This window comes from Nitrosomonas sp. H1_AOB3 (assembly GCF_015709435.1).
Classification (GTDB): Bacteria; Pseudomonadota; Gammaproteobacteria; order Burkholderiales; family Nitrosomonadaceae; genus Nitrosomonas; species Nitrosomonas europaea.
Genome location: NZ_CP054389.1, coordinates 1893630 through 1913777, shown reverse-complemented (window position 1 = coordinate 1913777; position 20148 = coordinate 1893630). Strand labels below are relative to the sequence as shown.

8 protein-coding genes and 2 pseudogenes are annotated in these 20148 nt (G+C 50.2%); 3 read left to right on the top strand and 7 right to left on the bottom strand.

The features are described 5' to 3' along the window. Window positions 1–51 precede the first annotated feature (51 nt). The 3 genes and pseudogenes from HRU73_RS08930 to HRU73_RS08920 all read left to right on the top strand — a co-directional run bounded on the left by HRU73_RS08930 (window position 52) and on the right by HRU73_RS08920 (window position 11399). A complete protein-coding gene (locus tag HRU73_RS08930; RefSeq protein WP_287398454.1) occupies window positions 52–9903 on the top strand; it encodes a Tc toxin subunit A-related protein in 9852 nt (3283 codons plus the stop codon). Between the two features lie 67 nt (window positions 9904–9970). Beyond that, window positions 9971–10577 (top strand): annotated as a pseudogene (locus HRU73_RS08925) (IS1595 family transposase). A 58-nt stretch (window positions 10578–10635) separates the two neighbouring features. Next, a pseudogene (locus tag HRU73_RS08920) lies at window positions 10636–11399 on the top strand (IS5 family transposase). Window positions 11400–11902: 503 nt separating this feature from the next. On the opposite strand, the gene HRU73_RS08915 reads toward HRU73_RS08920, so the two are convergent. The 7 genes from HRU73_RS08915 to speD all read right to left on the bottom strand — a co-directional run bounded on the left by HRU73_RS08915 (window position 11903) and on the right by speD (window position 20145). Further along, window positions 11903–13291, bottom strand: a complete 1389-nt coding sequence (locus tag HRU73_RS08915) for a sensor histidine kinase (protein WP_287398453.1) — start codon at window positions 13289–13291, stop codon at window positions 11903–11905. After that, complete coding sequence (locus HRU73_RS08910; protein WP_287398452.1) at window positions 13288–13959, bottom strand: response regulator; 672 nt, start codon at window positions 13957–13959, stop codon at window positions 13288–13290. Before HRU73_RS08910 ends, HRU73_RS08915 begins: the two co-directional genes overlap by 4 nt. A 90-nt stretch (window positions 13960–14049) precedes the next feature. After that, complete coding sequence (locus HRU73_RS08905; protein ID WP_287398451.1) at window positions 14050–17190, bottom strand: efflux RND transporter permease subunit; 3141 nt, start codon at window positions 17188–17190, stop codon at window positions 14050–14052. A gap of 1 nt (window position 17191) precedes the next feature. Beyond that, a complete protein-coding gene (locus HRU73_RS08900; RefSeq protein ID WP_287398450.1) occupies window positions 17192–18361 on the bottom strand; it encodes an efflux RND transporter periplasmic adaptor subunit in 1170 nt (389 codons plus the stop codon). Then, complete coding sequence (locus tag HRU73_RS08895) at window positions 18358–18549, bottom strand: hypothetical protein (RefSeq protein ID WP_281870741.1); 192 nt, start codon at window positions 18547–18549, stop codon at window positions 18358–18360. The genes HRU73_RS08900 and HRU73_RS08895 overlap by 4 nt, the downstream gene beginning before the upstream one ends. A gap of 181 nt (window positions 18550–18730) precedes the next feature. After that, window positions 18731–19708 carry a polyamine aminopropyltransferase gene (gene speE / locus HRU73_RS08890; protein WP_287398449.1) on the bottom strand — a complete coding sequence of 326 codons (978 nt, stop codon included), beginning with the start codon at window positions 19706–19708 and terminating at the stop codon, window positions 18731–18733. Continuing rightward, complete coding sequence (gene speD, locus HRU73_RS08885; RefSeq protein ID WP_011110983.1) at window positions 19705–20145, bottom strand: adenosylmethionine decarboxylase; 441 nt, start codon at window positions 20143–20145, stop codon at window positions 19705–19707. The genes speE and speD overlap by 4 nt, the downstream gene beginning before the upstream one ends. Window positions 20146–20148 lie beyond the last annotated feature (3 nt).

The window sequence follows — 20148 nt, the reverse complement described above, 5'->3', positions numbered from 1 at the left end:
AGAGAATTGTAATTGAATAATCACAAGCACCGCTTGTAAAAGGAGAAAACTATGCCATCCCTACTCGTCATTCGCCTGCATCCGGTAGAGCCCATCACTGGAGGTGATTTCACCAACTATCTGGATGGGTTATCGATTGATGCTTATGAGGTATCCTTTGATGACCCAGTTGGTAGCGAATCAATTATTGGGACGGCTCGGTATATTCCACCAGTCCTTCCTCCTTCTCCATCACCTGATCCTACTCCCATCCAAGACCCCAATAATCAGATTACGCAGCATTTTTCTATCGATGAAATATCGATTAATCCATCTTTATTCGAAAGAACATTTTTAGCAGTAGCTACTGCGGTAATTGAAATCCCTGATCCAGCACCTGGAGGCGAATACAACACTGCTGATATACGTTTGGTCATCAACCGTGGTGGAAATGAGTTCGTTCACAAGCAAATCTATTACAACGTTCCAGTTAAATCCGGATCATTGCCTGTACCTGTAGAGCCGAATACCTTCCTAACATTTGAACCTATCAGTTTACACCTGGCCCTACCATCTCCTGGGCAGCAACTTAGTGCAACAGCATTATTGCCGGAAGATGGTACTGCACCTAATTTCTCTACGCTTAGGACAGCGGTAGAGAATGTTCTAAATGCCGAACCAGGTAATTTGAATGATATTGGCAACTTGAGCCGTGCACAATGTAAGCATATCGCTTATGAGCTCATCTGGGACCGAATGGCTTACCCATTACCGATTCCAAAGCGCTCTTTGGAGGAGATGTACACAGGCCCGCAAAGTGCTGATAGCGAGGATGAACGGGATCGTCGGATTTTTGAAGGGGAGTTGCTTACCTATTACACCAAACATAACACTGAAGCCGATCGGCTCGCGAATTTTATCTACTCATTATCTGCGGCTATCTGGTGTGAGGAACAGAGTCGAACTGCATCTAAAGTAGGTTTCTATTTTCCGGTACTTTTAGGATTACCCAGTCGCGAAGCAAAAGTGATCTTGACAGGGGTGGGAGAAGCAGCCGCGTCTGACCTGAGATTTGAAGTACCTGCTGCATACTTCTACGCTCTTACAGCTATTCTGCCACCCCAGGTAGCGCGGGAGCTACGCTATAAAATGGTTCAACTGGATGCTGAGGCACAGATCGTCACAAATCTCTTGGCAGCAAAGGAAGACAATATTATCAGCGAGTCTGACGGTGTTTCCGTCAATATTTATCAAGCAGCTCGGCGTTTGCGAGCATTGGGATTGGTAGGTGAAACGGGTACAACGGAATGCGAAGTTGAATTAGCATCTGATGTCCATGGTCTGGTCACCCATTGGCTGGGCCATGTTGGTCCAGATATCAGCGCATTCTGGGGGGCTCTAGCTCTAGCCCCTGCTGATGTCAGAGGACACTTGGATTTGGTGCTCTGCGCGGTAACCCAGCACCACGATCCATTGATTGATGCCATAAATACTTCCGCTTTTGGGGTTCATGATGCTGGCGATCTTACTCAAAAGACTAACGAAGACTGGAAAGGTCTGCTGCACACCGATTCTACGTTACTCCCGGATTTCACAAAACCCGGAACAACCGAGGAAAGGACCCAGGCCTTTATTCGTCATTTGCGGAAATTTTTTGATGTTCCGAATGTTTTTGAACCCCCAGTGGCACCCGAGGTAAGCGCCACACTAATCTTGACTCGCCCAGATAATCCGCTGGATGCATTTTTAGAAAATTATTCAGAGTTTTCGTTTAGTGAAAATTATGACATAGACCAATTCAGGGAAGCATTAGAGCGGATTTTTCCCGGAGACTTAGTGACTCAAGGGCGATTCACTGATTGGTTATCCTGCATTCAGAATCTAGTTCGGTTAACTACAGATATTCAGGAAAATCTCCAGTTTTCAGTCATGGAGGCAATGTGGGCAAGGGGAATAACGAGCAGAGAAATCATCGCACAGTTTTCTCAAGCTGATGAATTGAAAAATGCACTGGTTGGTTCAGTTGCTTACGATTACGCTGATATTATTTGGGAAAATGCCGATGTAGCTGAGCTCAATCCCACACCAAATCCAAGTAATTTCAAACCTATCAATCCGGATGACTCATTAGTCAACTGTATTCCGCCTTTGCATCGATCACCTTTGGGGCCGGTAGCTTACTTACATGAGTTGCTTCGTGTAACGGATGAATCGGCCTGTGAACACCCAATTCCAGGGGAATCGACAGCAACACTAGATGAATTACTGGCTTCACGTCGGGGACCATTGGGGGACCTTCTAGTGACTAAAGCCAATCTGGAAGTGCCTCTACCATTAATAGATTTGGTCAATGAAGCACTGGAACATATGGTTGCCAGCGATGGTGATATGTCCGGCATGGTGTTCAATACGGCCAGCGATCAGGTCGGCAGGCATAGGCTGGCTTCAAATCCCGGGCCAGCTGCTGGTGCGCATGATCCAACGACATTGTTCGAAGTATTGCCTGAACATTCCACGCCTGCTGTCTCTGCGGAGACGGAAGCTGCCTACGACAAACTGAAGGAGGATTTTTCTTCTCATCTATTGCCGTATCACCAGCCCTTGGATATATCCCGGACTTATCTGAGACAACTCGGAACACGCCGATATGACGCTATGCGGCGATTCAGGAAAGATATTACTGAGTTTGTACTGGATCCAAATAAGGAAACGGCGGAGTTTCAGAAGCATTTCTGGCGCTATCCCGTGCGTATCGAGACCGCAATCGAATATCTCTGCATCTCGCTGGAGGAATATGGCACGCTATTCAAGAATAATATTCCATTGGCCGGTATACACTGGATGTACGGTTTCAATTCTGAGCGGGATCAGTCGCAAAGAGAATGGACGGATGTAGTAGTACAACTTAATGAATTTTTGGAACGTACTGGCCTGACATACTGTGAATTCATCGATTTATGGAAATCGAAATTTGTGGAATTTGAGCGAGACCAGGATAACGAGGAAGATAGCGGAACGGAGTTTCCTGAATGTGAGCCTTGTTGCCTGAATCAATATCGAATCGAATTCACTAATCCTGCTGATCCAAAAAGAGCGCTCAAACGGCTTATAGTTTTTATCCGGCTCTGGCGCAAACTGCAATGCGTTACAAATGCCCACTATACATTCGCCGAGTTACGTGATATTTGCGCTGTTTTGAAGTTATTCAATGGCCAGCATATCAATCCAGATTTGATCCGACAACTTGCCGCATTCCAGATGCTTCGGGATGATTTTCGACTGTCACTTACGGATGGTAGCCCACCCGCCGACATGGTAGGCGCGGAGCATACACATTTACTGGCATTTTGGGGGGCGGGTGCTTCCAAACGGAAATGGGCTGTCAGCCACCTGCTGAATCAGATCCAGCAATATGCAATTAATGTGCATCACTGCGGTTGCCGTGAACCGGAATTCATCAAATTGCTGGAGAATAATCTGGATCGGATTTCCGCGCTGGCTGGGTTCAACCCCAATAACGTAACCGATACCTGGCATGCTCATCCAACGCATACGCTGCGTTTTGCGGAAATTCTGGCAAAAATTTACGCATCCGAATTCAGAGTAGGTGAATTGTTGTGCATTTTTACTAATGAAGCACATTTACAAGGCGGCGACCCTTTCCCACTACAAACTGACAATGAAGCAAAGGACTCTCCATTGGGTTTGCCGGATGATGACGATGCAAACTCACTGTATGTGTTGCGCAAGAAACTCCTGGCTGTGGAAGTATGTCCTGAGAATGCCGTGCAATGGACATGGACACGGATAGAAACGGCGCTGCGAGAAGAGTTTGGTCTTACTTCCGGCGCCGAAAGTTATCTGATTACGTTCGGACAGCACTTTTTTCCTGAAATCGTATCGAGTGCCGGTAGCTCTGTGACTAGGGCGCAACGGCAATATCGGGTTTCATTGGAAGGAATTTCTGGGGCCATGTGGAATACCCCGCCGGATGGGCCGTTTTACTACGACTCAACTTCCGAAGAGTTATGGATACAGATTCCACTTACCGATGAAGCTGTCCTGGCTAAACTGGGGCGCATCAGACAGTTGAACGAAGATGAGCAGATAGCTGTACGAGATTTGTATTTTCTCCCTCGCTTGGAATTGATTCGCTTCGCTTTCATATTTAATAATTTTAGCGAAGCTGAGAAACGGCTTATCCAAGAGCCTGATGAAGCAAAACGATGGGCTTGGTTCCAGATAGAATTTGCCCGCTTTTATCAGCGTTGCCAAGTGATTGTTGAACATTTGGCTGCACATATCGACTGTGTAACGGCTACCCCCAATCCGGAGGGAATGGCGTTAGCCAAACTGTTGCTGAAGAACCTGTGGGCCGATGAAAACCGGGCTACTACCCCATGGGAGAATAATAACGGTAAGCCGCCGGTAAATATGACGTGGCAGCCGCAACCCAATGGTGGTGCTTATGCTGCACTATTAGGTTTGTCCGGAACCGGTATGCTAGCCGAATATTTCGATACCGAAGGGACATTGCGGTGGCGGGAAGTGCGGGGTGGAACAGAAATATTTGGTTCAGAGGAAAATACCTGGAATGCACCCATTCCGACCATTATCCCTTCGATGAGTTTTGCTCTAACACCTGAGCAATTGCGGATTGCTGCTATCCGTAACGGATTTGCCATCGCCAATATCGGCGGGACCATGATCGGAGGCGCTGAGCCGTTCATTTTACGCTGGAAAGGTTTGTTGCTGATCGAGTGTGGCGGCGAGTATAGATTTGCAGCGGGTGCACCTACACCATCTTGTCAATTGCCGGATTTTGCAGCGATTGCTGATTCGCACCGCTGGCGCATCATACTGAAACGAGGTCAGAAAACCTGGGTATTACTGGCCCACGATTGGCTTGGTGAAGAAGCACCCGGACATTGTGCCAAGCCGATCATGCTTAAGAAAGGATTCTATGAACTGGTGATCGAGTTGGAACGCAAACCGCTGGTGTTCAATGGGCCGGATATTGTGTGTCCACAAATAACTGGCTTTCAGTTGAAATATCAGGGTCCGGATACGGATGAAAACTGGTTGACCGTTCCTCATGATAAGTTGTTTCGGGATCAGAAGGATAATTCCTTGTGGTTCGAATCAGGAAATTTATCGGGCAAATCTTCAGATTTTCTTACAGCGTATTACACCAGCACCGTTCGTGATATCCGGCGGACCTACCAAAGAGCCTTTAAAGTTTTACTCTTTGTTAATCGCTTGCATCTTTCTGCGCAGGGAATTGCTGATAGCGGTCAGTCTGAGCTCGGATATCTACTCGCACACCCCGAAAATTTTGCTGGGCAGGCATATTATCGAAACGGTGAAAGTTTCGTTACCCATAAAACCAATTTCGACTTCAATTTCTTGCCTGTTCTGGATAATTATCATCCTCCTTCTGATGATCAGGATCAGCGGGCCAATCCTTCTGCCCAACGTCAGCAAGCGATGTTCGATTGGTGGGAACGTTTGTTTGATTACACTGTGATGCGCGGTGAAAGCCAATGTTCACCAGAACAACCTGCATGGTTACTCTTCCACGAAGCAGCGGAGGCACATGAAGACAACCCGGCTCATCTGATGCGTCATTTGGGAATCGATATCCGGCATGTTTCGCTGGTGTTACAGTACTTTAACTCCACCAATCCTTCCTATGATGTGACAAGCAAAGATCTGGAAGACGATCGCTGGGCAATTCGTGTTTGGCAAGCTGAGAAATGGGTTCGCCATCTTCTCTCTCATTTTTATCCCAAAAACATCACTTTGGCAAAGCCCTTTCTTTGGGTGTCTGATGGGCCTGTTCTCGATGGCAACGCCAACCTGACACAGTTTTATCGAGACGGTTGTATTGAGAATGGTGAACCACGGCGTTACAAGGAAATCAAGCTACTGAATGACGGTTTGCGTGAACGGGGTCGGAAAGCCCTGATTGCCTACCTGATTCACTTGGAACGAGTTGAATTACCTTGGGAGCCAGAAGGCAGCTTTGCCACCAAAGCAAAGGATCTGAGTGATCTTTTGCTCATGGACGTAGAAGCTGGGCTCTGTCAAAAAGCAAGCCGTATCGAAGAAGCGATTACCGCGGTCAGCTTGTTTGTCCAACGTGCCAGGCTGGGTTTGGAACCGGGATTCATTGTAACCAATCAGTTTATTCAGGTTTGGGATAGTCACTTTGCTTCCTACCGGATATGGGAAGCGTGTAAACGGCGCTTGATATACCGTGAAAATTGGATTGAATGGGATGAATTGAAAAAAGCACAGAGATCGGAAGCATTTCAATTCCTAGAATCGGAGTTGCGGCGCGCTGTACTAACAGCCCCCGTTCCAGGCGGTTTGACTTACTGGAATAACCCACGCTCTCCTGCTCATCCTGGTTTGACGCTTCTCCAGCACCGTGAACCGGCGACCATGCGACAGTCTGATTCTGCTGCTTCTCGGGGACTAGGCCTGATGGGTACACCGGACAGGCATGCACGATCTACTTGGTTAGCACCAATCCATACCGTTAACCATGAGGATGAAGGGCATCAGTCCGCGATGAATACATATCAGGATCTGCCCATGTGGCTGCAGGCAGCTGTCCGTTTGGAAACCAAGTTTATCAGGGTGGCTGCTGCAGGCATACCGCCGGCTACGACAAACTTTGAGCCCAAATGCCAGCCGGCTGATTTGTCGGTTTGCTGTACTCTATGTGGCAAGGTACATCCAGCACTAATGGATGAATATTATTTCTGGATCGAGGATTCCTCCAGTTACGATACTAAAGAGCAGATTGCCGAGTGGGGAGCTACTTCAGATGACCCTAGGACAGACTGGCACCGGGCAGATGAGCTGCCACGTTTGTTGCATTGGGAATCGGACAAAATGGTTCATCTGCATTGGTGCCGGATGCACAATGGCGAATTTCAGCAACCTCGTAAATCATATGAGGGAGTTAGTATCGAGCAACCTCGTAAATCATATGAGGGAGTTAGTATCGAGCCAGACCAAGCACCCCAACTGTTATTCAAGGGACGACGAGGCGATTCCCTGTATTTCGAAGTAGTGAATGGCAAAACGCCAGCTGGTTTTCCGGCTGACCCACAACCGGGATTCCGTTATGATCTGGCTGAGGATGCGGCAGTAGTGTTGCCAATCATTATAGAACCAGAAACCCCTGATCTTATCGGGGGGCTTGCTGCTTTTCCGTTCTTTGCGTGGTTCGATCCAGGTGTACCCTTGCTACCACTTTCGACTTTCAGTCCTGCTGTGATGATGGCTGGCTATCTTCGTTCACACTGTCGTTTTGAGACGGCATTGAAATGGTACGAAACCTTTTATAACCCCCTTCTGGAAGACAACACTTGGGCTGATTGCGGGGAAGATAACAGTAATCTTGACGATCTGGAGAATCCTGATACCAGGGCAAGAAAACAGGCCATGCTCATGCAATATTTGGAAACCCTGGTGCAATGGGGGGATGCACTGATGCGGAAAAATACGCCAGAAACATTCCAAAGAGCGCGAGTGGTTTTTGATACGGCTGCTCGTATATTAGGCGCATCGCCCGAAACTGTATTATTAAAGAATAATGAATCGGAGTTACTCACAACTATCAATGACTTTAAACCTGATGCCACGCCTATCAATCCGAGACTCCTATGTTTATATTCCGCTGTCGATGACCGTTTGAACTTGATTCATACCTGTTTGAACACTAAGCGATTAAAGAATGGTAAGTCCAATGTGGATATACCCTACTTCGGTAACAGCAACGTACGTGATTGCTGGAAAACTGACCAGGAAACTTGTGTTGATGAATCTGATTGGTGCTCTCCACATAGCTGCTATCGCTTCCTGATACTGGTACAAAAAGCTCAGGAACTTACGGGGGAGGTACGTGCACTTGGTGGTGCTTTATTGGCTACCTATGAAAAAGGTGACGCAGAATATCTTTCGACGATGCGCGTCATGCATGAACGGCAGCTGTTGAATCTAGCACTGGATATCCGCCAACTCCAGTGGCGCGAGGCGGATTGGCAGGTACAAGCTTTACAAAAAACCAAGGAGATTACACAAACACGTTTGCGTTATTACAAGACATTGATTGAAAATGGTTTAATCAGTGGAGAAGTCCAATACGAACCTCTAACCATATCATCTTCGACAGTAAAAACAGCTGGCAATGTATTAGTTGGAGTCGGTCAGTTCATGAATATAATCCCCGATCCGCATGTAGGGTTTCCAGCTAATTTTATAAGACTACCACCCGGAGAAAAATTGAGCCATATTTTCTCTGCATTCGGGACTATAGCCAATACCGTTGCTGAGATTATCAGCACGGCGGCGTCATTAGGATTAACAAAATCGGGTTGGGTTCGTCGCGAGGATGAATGGCAACATCAAGTAGATGTACTCACCGTTGAAATTGAGCAAATCGAGCGACAGATTCTGGCAGCCGAGCGGCGTCGTGATATCGCGTTACGCGAATTGAATAATCACCAGCGTCAGATCGAGAATGCTACTGAAGTGCATGACTTCTTGCGTGATAAATTCACAAATCATGCGCTTTATCTGTGGATGCAGCGAGAAACTGCGGCACTGTATTATCAAATGTACGAATTGGCGTTACATACAGCTCGTCAGGCGCAAAGGGCCTTTAATTATGAGAGAGGCCATACCGCACGAAGCTTTATTCCATCCGAGCTATGGGACAATTTACATGAAGGTTTACTTGCTGGTGAAAGATTGCAACTAGCCGTTCGTCAAATGGAGAAGGCTTATTACGATGAAAATTGTCGGGAATATGAACTGACAAAACATATTTCACTACGGTTGCATAGGCCGGAATCCTTCCTGCAGCTCAAGTTGACTGGACAGTGTGAAATTGAGATTCCTGAATGGATGTTCGATCTAGATTATCCCGGCCATTATTTGCGTCGAATTAAAAATATGACTTTAACGATTCCCTGTGTCGTGGGTCCCTACACTGGTATCCATTGTCGCTTGACGTTACTGAGCAGTTCAACTCGCATTGATCCACGATTGAATATCCCATCACATGCATGTTGTATAGAAGATAAAAGAGAAAATAGTTATGAAGCATTAGCTGACGATTTTCGTATCGTAAAGCAGTATGCTGCAACTGAGGCAATTGCTACATCGAATGGTCAGAGGGATGGAGGGGTTTTTGAGCTTAATTTTCGTGATGAGTGCTATCTACCATTCGAGTTTGCCGGAGCAGTCAGCCGTTGGCGTATTGAGCTTCCCCCCGAGAATAATCATTTCGATCTTGATACCATGAGTGATGTGATCATGCATTTAAATTATACGGCACGAGAAGGGGGAGATCTTTTGCGGCAAGCAGCAAATGATGTGGCTCAAAAATATTTGCCTGGGGATGGTGTGCGTTTGTTCGATATGAAACAGGAATTGCCCGAGGCCTGGGGTCTGTTTTCAGACGATAAAAAGGAAATTAAGCAGGTTCGTATCAAATTGAGTCAAAACATGTTTCCATTTTTACCTGGGCATCGTAATGTTTCTATTGATCGGATCGGATTATTGATTGAAGTGCCTCATGCGAATCCTAGTGCGCATCATGTAGTTAAATTTGCATTGAACGATGGGCATCATTACTTAAAAGGTAAATTGGATTTTTGCGATACGAAGGACATTATTTGCATAGCCTCAGAAGATTGGCCTTGCATTTACTATGGAGTTCTTGATGTGCAGCTAGGATATTTGTGCTCTGATGAAATACGCGACCTAGGAATGCTTATTTTCCCTTGTGGCACTGGGGAAATTGCAAGGGCATTTTTAGTTTGCGATTACTCAGCAACATCGCCACACGAGTGTAAATTAGGAAAAAGTAGAACCGAAAAATCTGATTTATGCCAGCCTTGCTAATTTTAGCAGTTAATTTATTAGGGGCATGACTAGAACAGAGGGTTAGATAGAATGATAACCTTCTGTTATGTTGCTAAAAAATAAGTATGTTAGCCGTTCAAAAATTTCTGAGGCGAAATTCTGGGAATTCGTTCGCTATTTTTCCGCTGATTTGAAAGCATCCCAGATTGCTTTACTCAGTGGCGAACCACAAATCCCCATTATCTGGCGAAGTCGAAGTGGACGAATCCTTCTGCGGTGCCCGCCGGGTTAAAGGCAAACGTGGAGAGGCGCTTATGGTAAGACCATCGCCAACGGCACAGCCAAATAAATACCCAGATCGTACCAGACTGCGCCAAAGCTACGCTGTAGGCTATTATCCGAGGCAAGGTGGTGCTCGAACAGTATCATCTACTCCGATGAGCTTAAAGGCTACGATGATCTCGTTGATGGGGGATACGACAAGCACTTCATATCGACCCTGGCAATAATGAATTTGCCAGGGGACAAACCACATCAATGGCATCGAGGGCCTTGGGGGTGTTGCCAAAACCAGGCTCGCCAGGTTCAGAGGCATGAGCAAGAACACGTTCTATCTACATCTGAAGGAGGAGTGTGAATTCCGGTATAACTATCAGAACCAGAACATATACTTGAGCATCCTAAAAATCGTCAGGCTAAAACCTCTGTTCTAGATAGTGTAGTCATGAGATAAGAAATATGAGATCCTTTTAAGAAATTAAAGGGGCTCGCATGACACATTCACATCGCAGGCATGATATTTCAGATAGGATATGGTCGCTACTTGAGGGGCATTTACCAGGCCGAGAAGGGGCATGGGGAGGGGTAGCCACAGATAATCGTCAGTTTATCAATGCTGTTTTCTGGATTATACGGACAGGAGCCCCATGGAGGGACTTGCCGCCGGACTACGGGGGTTGGAGCAATACTCATCGCCGTTTCATTCGCTGGCGTGACAAAGGTATCTGGGAAAAATTGCTGGAAATCCTGATTGATGATCCAGATTATGAATGGCTGATAATGGATGCCAGTCACTGTAAAGTTCATCCACACGCCAGTGGAGCCAGAGGAGGTAATCAGGATATGAATCGGACAAAAGGGGGCTCAACACCAAGATACATCTGGCCGTGGATGCGCATGGTATGCCGGTCAGAATCCTTGTTACACAAGGTACCACTGCTGATTGCACGCAGGCTGGCCGCCTGATCGAAGGGATTGATGCAGATCATCTGCTGGCAGATCGTGGCTATGACAGTAATGCCATTGTTGAACAGGCGGAAAAACAGGGAATGGAAGCTGTTATCCCGCCAAAAAAGAATCGAAAAATACAAAGACCTTACGATAAATAACTGTATAAGCTGAGGCATCTCGTCGAAAATGCTTTTCTTCATCTCAAAAGATGGCGTGGCATCGCTACAAGATACGCCAAAAACACCTCTTCTTTCCTTGCTGTCGTACAAATTAGATGTATCGCCCTCTGGGCTGATATCTTATGACTACATTATATAAGCTACGCCGTGTGAAAAATCGGACATCTTTGTTGACAAACACCGGTTACCTGGATTTATGACGGTGGATCCAGGAGTGCCGGTGTTCGGTGTTCTGGAGGGCTAAAACACATCTATTCCGGATGAAAATTCAACCCTGCGGGCGATGCGTAAATTATGCGGAACATCTCTAAAACCCCGTCAAATCAGGCTGCGACAATATGTCACATTCTCAAGCAGAATGTTTGAGGGCATAATCGACTCATTATCTGTACCACCTCTGACATCCGGATTCATATCTACAATATGAATAGATTCATGAGAAGGAATGCAGGTTTTCCTTTCGGATCTTGTCTGGATAAGCAGCGTGCTCTACCGGTAAGTAGTTGCTTCCTCCTCTACTTCTGCCTGTCTTTTTACAGCCCTTTTGTAAATTGACAGGCATCCTTTTTTCTACTTTGTCTGGTCTGTATTTCATCGTTTCCCGATGATCGTCATCAAATTTCTGTTAGTTAGGTATTTTCTCTGTGATTTTCAGGAAAGGTTAGTGTAACTGTCAGACCACTATTTGCCGGTCTGGAAAAAGTGATAGTGGCAGCATGCAGATGGGCAATTTCCTGAACGATGGGCAGGCCCAGGCCGCAGCCGCCACTGATCGATCCCGGAATGCGGTAGAAGCGCTCGAATACCTTTTTGTGTTCTTCAGGTGGGATACCGGGCCCGTTATCTTCCACGGCCAGGCAGGGCCGGCTGGAATGGACGCCGCTGCGAACCGTGATCGTGCTACCGGCAGGGCAGTAGCGTAGTGCGTTATCGATCAGATTACCCAGGGCTTCACGCAGCATCCAGGCAATTCCTTCAGCGACTGCCGGTTGGATTTCGAAGCCGAGGTCGATATCTTTGGCAAGGGCACGGTCGATGAAGGTCGAGGCCGCGCTTTCCGCCAGTTCGTGCAGCGCTACCGGGTGGAAAGTCTGGTTGGCGGAAGCTGCCGGCTCAGTCTGGGCATAGATCAGCAACTGAGTAACCAGATGGGCGATACGTTCTGCTGCTTCCTCGATACGCGCCAGCCGTTCATCGTTGCGCACATATTTTCCTTCGGCCGCTACCAGTTCGATCTGGGTTTGTAAACCGGCAAGGGGCGTGCGCAGCTGGTGGGCCGCATCGGCCAGGAAGCGCTGTTGGGCGGCTGCCGCTGTACGCAGCGATTCGAACAGTTCATTGAGCCGGGTAAGCATCGGGCGAATTTCGCGTGGCGCGTGTCCGATGTCGAGCGCACGCAGATCACGGGGTGAGCGGCTGGCGATCTGGTTTTCGACATGTACCAGCGGTGCCAGCCCGCGTCGCACGCCAAAGTAGATCACTAGCAGCGTTGCAGCGATGATGATCAGATTGGGAATGATCGTTGCTGCCAGTATCCGGTTGCTGGCGTGCTCGCGTTCTCGCATGGTTTCAGCCACGGTGATGGTGATCTCATTGGCATCGACCATGATGAGCTGCGTGGTAGCGCGGATTTTTTCGCCTTGGTAGACATCATCGATGAATACCGGTCGTTTGTGGATCGCTCCGGGGTAAGCCGGCAGCTGGGCATCACCGATCAGCAGTTGTTTATTGGAGTCGCGAACAGCGAAGAAGATTTTGTCCACTGCGTCATGACGCAGCATGGCTTCTGCTTCCGGCGTCAGGCGCAGTTTGGGGCTCAACCCGACAGTCTGAATATAAGCCGCAATATCCAGTGCGGCGTTATTCAGGGAATGATCATAGGCGGTATCGGCAGTTTCCTGCGCCAGGCGGTAATCGAACAGGATGCTGCCGATGAAGACCGCGATCAGGGGAAGAAGTATCCATAGCAGCAATCGCTGCCGTAAACCCAGTGGGTGAGAAAAGCCGGATTTCTTCATGAGTGGCTCTGGTCGATACGATAGCCAATGCCGCGAACCGTGCGAATTTCGATCCCACCCGGGGCGATCTTGGCACGCAGACGTGATACATGGACTTCGATGGCATTGGGAGTAATGTTCTTGTCCCAGCCTGTCAGGTTCTGCAGCAGTTTGTCCTTGCTGACTACGCGGGGAGAGGCCATCAGCAGGGTTTCGAGAATCATCCATTCTCGCTGGGTAAGTAAAAGCGGCTGGTCGTTTAGTGTTGCTGTATAGCTGCCGGTATTGAGAACCAGTCGGTCATGCTGCAATTCAGTACTGGTAATCGAATGGGCGCGGCGGATCAGGGCGCGGATACGGGCGATCAGCTCCGGCAGGCGGAACGGTTTGGTCATGTAGTCATCCGCGCCGATATCGAGGCCGGCAATGGTGTCTTCCATGCTGCCGCGTGCCGTCAGCACCAGTACGGGCAGGCGCATTTTCCGGTGACGCAGTCGCTGCACGAGGGTCAATCCATCGATATCCGGCAGACCGATGTCTACCACGGCCAGATCAAAATTTTCTTCGCGGAGATGGCGTTCAGCACTTGCGGCGTTTCGTGCCACATCCACGGTATAGCCCGCATTGGCCAGTCCCTGCTTGATGCCGCTTGCCACCAGAGAGTCATCTTCGACAACCAGAATACGCATTGCTTTCCTCCAGTCAGCTCCATGGTAACACCCGATGTTTCCGGCAAACTGTGAAAGATTATGCTTGGGCCTGCTGCAGCCCGTCTCTTTTTACGGATTTTCCCGGGGTTTCGTATGTTTGGGCCGTGCCAGCCGGTTGAACATCAGCGGCAGCAGCACCAGTGTGAAGAAAGTGGCGGAAATGATACCGCCGACGATGACGACCGCAAACGGGCGCTGGGTCTCCGAGCCGATGCCGTGAGAAAGTGCTGCCGGCAACAACCCGAGGCCCGCCATCAGCGCGGTCATCAGGATCGGGCGCAAACGCAGCACCGCGCCTTCCCGTACTGCTTCGGCGAATGATTGTCCTTTATGAATCAGTCCGACGATTTCTTCGACCATGATCACGCCGTTCTGCACCGCGATACCCGATACCGCAATGAATCCGACGGCAGCCGAGATGGAAAGATGCAATCCGGAGAGGGCCAGTCCGGTGAGGCCACCAATCAGTGTGAGTGGAGCGATCAGTAAAATGATGAAGGCCGAGCGCAGCGATTTGAACGCCCAGAACAGTAATACGAAAATACCGAGCAGACTGGCAGGAACGATGATCATCAGCCGTTTCATCGCACGCTGCTGATTTTCGAACTGCCCGCCCCAGGTGATGCGGTAACCCGGTGGCAGGTGCACATGCTCGGCGACCTTTTTCTGGGCTTCACTGACAAAACTGCCCTGGTCGCGTCCCATCAGATTGGCTTTGACCGAAACGGCACGGCCGCCTGCTTCGCGTGCAATACGGGAGGCGCCCTGGCGCACGTCGATACGGGCCAGTTCCCCCAGTGTCAGGAATGCACCTGTACTGCCCGGAATGGCGATCTGCAGGTTGGCAATATCGGTGATGGTGTGCCGATAATCCGGCGCCAGCCGGAGATTGACGTTGAAGCGCCGTTCACCTTCATAAAAACGGGTGATTGCACTGCCACCGAATGCAGTCTGAAAAAGAGTGTTGATTTCCGCGATGCTGATACCGTAACGCGCCAGCTTTTGCCGATCCGGCGTGACGGTCACCTCGGTCTGGCCACCGACCTTGATGGCTGCTACATCGACTGCGCCACGGATATGATTGAGCAGGGTAACGATCTGTTCAGCCTTATCCTCCAGGATTTCCAGATCAGGGCCGAATACCTTGATGGCGATTTCACCTTTGACGCCGGACAGGGATTCTTCGACGTTATCCTGGATGATTTGTGAAAAATTGGTGGGCAGGCCCGGAATGGCCTTGAGCGAGTGCGACATGTCGGCCACCAGTTTCTCTTTGGAGCTGAAACGCCAGCTGCTGCGAGGATTCAGATCAGCCAGAATTTCCAGATTATTGGCTCCTTTGGGATCGGTGCCATCGTCCGGCCGGCCGACCTGAGCTACGACAGTCTTGACTTCCGGATAGGTGATCAGCTTGGCCCGTATTGCACGCTCTACTTCTTTCGATTGCTCCAGGTGGATGGAAGGAGGGAGTGCGATTGTCAGCCAGATGTTTCCTTCATCGAGCTTAGGCAGGAATTCCGTACCGATCACCGGCAGCAGGGTGAGTGCCCCTGCCAGTGAAGCGATGGTAATTCCGGCCATGATACGGGGACGCGTGTCCGTCCAGTCGAGCAGTTTCCGGTAACCGGTTTTCAGCCGTTCCATCCAGGCGAGGTGGAGTTCGGATATGGAACTGCGCTGCAGCAGGTAGGAGAGCAGCGCGGGAACCAGCGTAAGTGTCAGGATGATGGCGCCGATCAGCGCGAAAGAAAGGGTGAAGGCTACCGGAGAAAAGATTTTGCCTTCCACACGCTGGAAGGTGAATATCGGTACAAAGGCAAGAACGATGATCGCTTTTGAAAAAAGGATGGGCTTACCGAGATTGATGGCGGTCTGCCGCAGCGCATTGATGCGCCATTTGGCGGTATCCTGCCCGGATCCGGGCTCTTGCCGCAGCATCAGCCGTACCATCAGCGCTTCCACCAGCACTACGGCGCTGTCAATGATAATGCCGAAGTCGACTGCACCCAGTGAAATCAGGTTGGCTGATACGCCGCGTGCATTCATCATGATGAAGGCAAACAGCAATGTCAGTGGAATGATGCAGGCAACGATCAGAGAAGTCCGCCAGTCACGCAGGAATACGATCAGTACGGCCACTACCAGCAGTGCACCGAGAAGGAGATTTTCCCCGACGGTAGCTACTGTGTGGTCCACCAGCTGGGTACGCTCGTAGATCGGGCGTATGTGCACGCCTTCAGGGAGCTTGGATTGACTGTTGAGTTCATCTACCCGGGTCTTGAGCGTCTGGATGATCTTGCTTGGATCACTGCCTTTTATCATCAGCACGATCCCTTCGACGATTGAATCCTGGCTCAGGATCTTGCCATTATCGCCCTGTTGAGCGAGGGAAACGATGCCGGAGAGAGGGGTGTGCCCGCTGATTTCGATAGTAGCGACATCGCCCACGGTAATGGCTTTACCCTCGTGTGACATGATGACGGTGGCCGCTACATCTTCGACCGTATGGAAGAGACCGATGGCACGTAGTACCAGCCCTTCACCGCCACGGCGGATGATGCCACCACCGGTATTGGCATTGTTTTCACGGAGTGCCTGGCTGATCTGGTCCAGTGTCAGCCCGAATTTGCGCAGCGCATTCGGATCCACATCAACCTGGATTTCCTTGACTGATCCGCCAAAGCCGACGACATCTGCCACACCCGGTACACGTCTTAATTCCGGCCGGATGATCCAATCCTGGATCGCACGGACTTCATACAGCGGCAGATTGGGCGGAGCATCCACCACATAGCGGTAAATTTCCCCCACGGCAGTGGTAAGTGGCCCCAGAGTGGGCGTTACGCCATCCGGCAGATCGACAGTTTGCAGTTTCTCCAGGACTTGTGCACGTGCCAGACGATCCTCGGTGCCATCGGCAAAAATCATGGTGATGACCGATAATCCGGTGATGGAAACCGAACGTAACTGGGTCATTTGGGGGATGCCGCTCATTTCCCGTTCGATCGGGATGGTGACGCTGCGTTCGACTTCCTCCGGTGCCTGGCCGACAACCTGGGTGATGACCTGTACCTGTACATCCTGCACATCGGGAAAAGCTTCGATCGGCAGTTCGATGAAAGCACGTATACCTGCCACCAGCAGGGCTCCTACCATGACGAGAATGAACAGTCGCTGTTTGATCGAGAATGAAATAAGACGGCTGAGCATGTTAGTTACCGGCGGCAAGTTCAGAAGCAAGCAACATGGCGCCGTCGGTCACGACTTCTTCACCGGCTTGTACGCTGCTATTCTCCGGTTCGAGCCAGACAGATTCGGCATCCTGGAAAGCGATACGGATCTGTCGCTGGACGAATTGACCAGGAGCCGTTTCAATGAAAACCGTAGGATAAATTCCATGGGTGATCACCGATACCGCAGGCAGTCGGATGACATTGACAGCTTGTGAATCGGCCAGTCGGGCGCGGGCAAACATGGCCGGGCGAAGGCGTCCATCCGGGTTGTCGATTTCGGCACGTACCTGGACACGGCGAACGTTTGGATCGAGCTGGGGCGCGATGCGAGTGATGGTGGCAAAGAAGGATTCGCCAGGAAATGCATCGAACGAGAGTAATAGTGGATTGTCGGTATGTACCCGGCCAATCAGGCGTTCCGGTACATCGACTTGTACCCACAGGCGGGACAGATTGGAGATGACGAACAGCGGCACACCCTGATCCGGGCGGACTTCCGTGCCCGGGTTGGCCTGGCGCTCGACTACGATGCCTGCAACAGGTGCACGCAATACGAGTTGTTCATTTTGAATTTTGCTGTTTGGAGACAGATTCCTGATTCGTAGTCGGGCACGTTCTGTTTCTGCCGCTGCAATCTGCCATTCTGCTCTGGCACTTTCAACGTCGCGTCGGGCGATAGCGTCACCCGCCAGCAGTTCTTGTGCCCGCTTGTAGGTAAGTTGCTTTCGCAACACATCTGCTTCTGCTTTGTGCAGATCGGCAAGGGCAGCACCAAAATCCGGCGAATCCAGTGTCGCAAGGGGGGTACCCATGCTGACCTGATCGCCAATTTCAGCGTGCAGTTGCAAAATACGGCCTGCGACTGCAGGAATGATATGGGCGGTATGATTTTCAGCCAGTGCCAGTCTGGCGGTCAGCGGTTCGCTTGCCGGTAATGGCGATATGACGGCTTGGCTTGTCTTGACGTAGGCGAGTTGGGGCGCATTGGCTGGAAATACCAGATGGTCGGGATTGTGACTGGAATCGGTATTGTTGGTTTCCGAGTGGACAGCAGCTTGCCGGGAATGAAAATAGCCGGAGATGCCTGCGATTGCACTTCCCAGAATGAGAGTGATAGCAATCATTTTTTGATATTTAGGTTGCATCATGAAGCAGATTCCTGTTCCCTGGGAGGGGCGATTTCCAGCGCGGCATCCAGCGCAGCACGTGCTTGTGCCAGATGTTCGGCTTCTCCCAGGTTGATGGCAATATCGTGCGCCTGACTACAGTCAGGCATTGCGACCCATAAAACGAGAATGAACAGGATTGAACAGCGTATGACAGTCGATCTCCACATGGGGTGAATATAGACCGCCTCGACTTGCGTTTGCCTGACGAACAGCTGAAGTTGCGGTTTTTTTCCTGCTTGTGAGCGGGTTGGCCGGATCGGCCGTTGAATTACTGGAGAACCATCGGATCGATGGATTTATAGATTGGCGATCAAACCGAGTGCAGCAGTACGATCGTAAATGATCGCTTCATGTCTGTATCAGCTTGAGCTTGCCGGCTTCACGCGGATCCAGATTGACGTCATCCAGGCTGTCCCCATCATCGATCGGGTCAGCTGGTTCTGACAGCAGAGTCTGTACAAAAGGGGGCAAATTCAGCAGGGCGTGATGGGTATCGCCGCTGTAGAGCTTCAGATCGGTCAGGCCGTTCTGCGTAAGGCGCGCATCGATCTCGATGGCAGACAACGACAACGGATCTGCAGAATCAGATGCCATCGCCATTGCCCACAAGGTGCCATATAGCGGCACATATTGCAGATACGGACGTACTACACCGAATACATCGCGTAATGATGCCAGCAGGCGTGCCATTATCGGGCTGCGATAGATTGGTGACTGGATATGCAATGACAGGACACCGCCCGGTTTGAGTGCACGCCGGCAGGCACGGTAGAAATCACGTGTATACAGAGATATGGCGGGACCGAAAGGATCCGTGAGGTCCAGCACGATCTGGTCAAACTGGTTTTTACAGTTTCCAGTGAATGCGCGTCCATCCCCCAGATGCAGTTCCAGGCGCGGATCCTCAAAAGCACCGCGGTGCACTTTGGGTAACCACGCGCGCGCCATATCGATGACATCACGGTCGAGCTCAGCCAGTACAACGCGTTCCATGTTCGGGTAGCGCAGCAGGTTATAGGCTGTCCCCCCATCGCCACCGCCGACGACCAGTGCCTGGCGTGGATCGCCGTGGGTGATGGCGGGCAGGTGTACCATCGGTTCATGGTAAAAGAATTCGTCCTGCTCCGAAGTCATGAAGCAGCCATCGATGCGCATGGCCCGCCCGAATAGCGGTGTCTGCACGATTTCGATGTGCTGCACGGGCGAATGACGTTCAGCCAGTAATTCTGTGGTGCGTAAATAAAAACCGAAATCCGGTGAGAGAGGTTCGACAGCAAAATCCCCTGCCATACTGGAAGGCGAGGGAGGGCGTTCAGATGTGCTCATGCACGTACGACACGGTGCAGATGGGGATCGGCCGGCTGAAATGCCTGCATCAGTGTTTTAAACAGACACTCGGCCTTGGCAGAATTATCACAGCTGTAACTGCATACGTATACATCGAGAGTGACATAATTATCTTCTGGCCAGGTGTGCAGCGCCAGATGTGATTCAGCCAGCATGATCGTGCCGGTTACTCCTTCACCTGGGCCAAAGCTGTGGAACAGACTGCCGACGGCGGTCAGGCCGGCATCGGCGACGGCTTGTTTACAGAAAGCTTCAAGTGCAGCAGTATCCGTCATCAAATCGGCGCCATTACGACAGCCGAACAGGTCACCGATGAGGTGCAATCCCGGCATTGCGCGTGTCACAAGGTGTTTACCACGCGGCGATACAGTAGCATCAACTACAGAGGTGGAATGGATATAAGGCAGAACACGCATGAC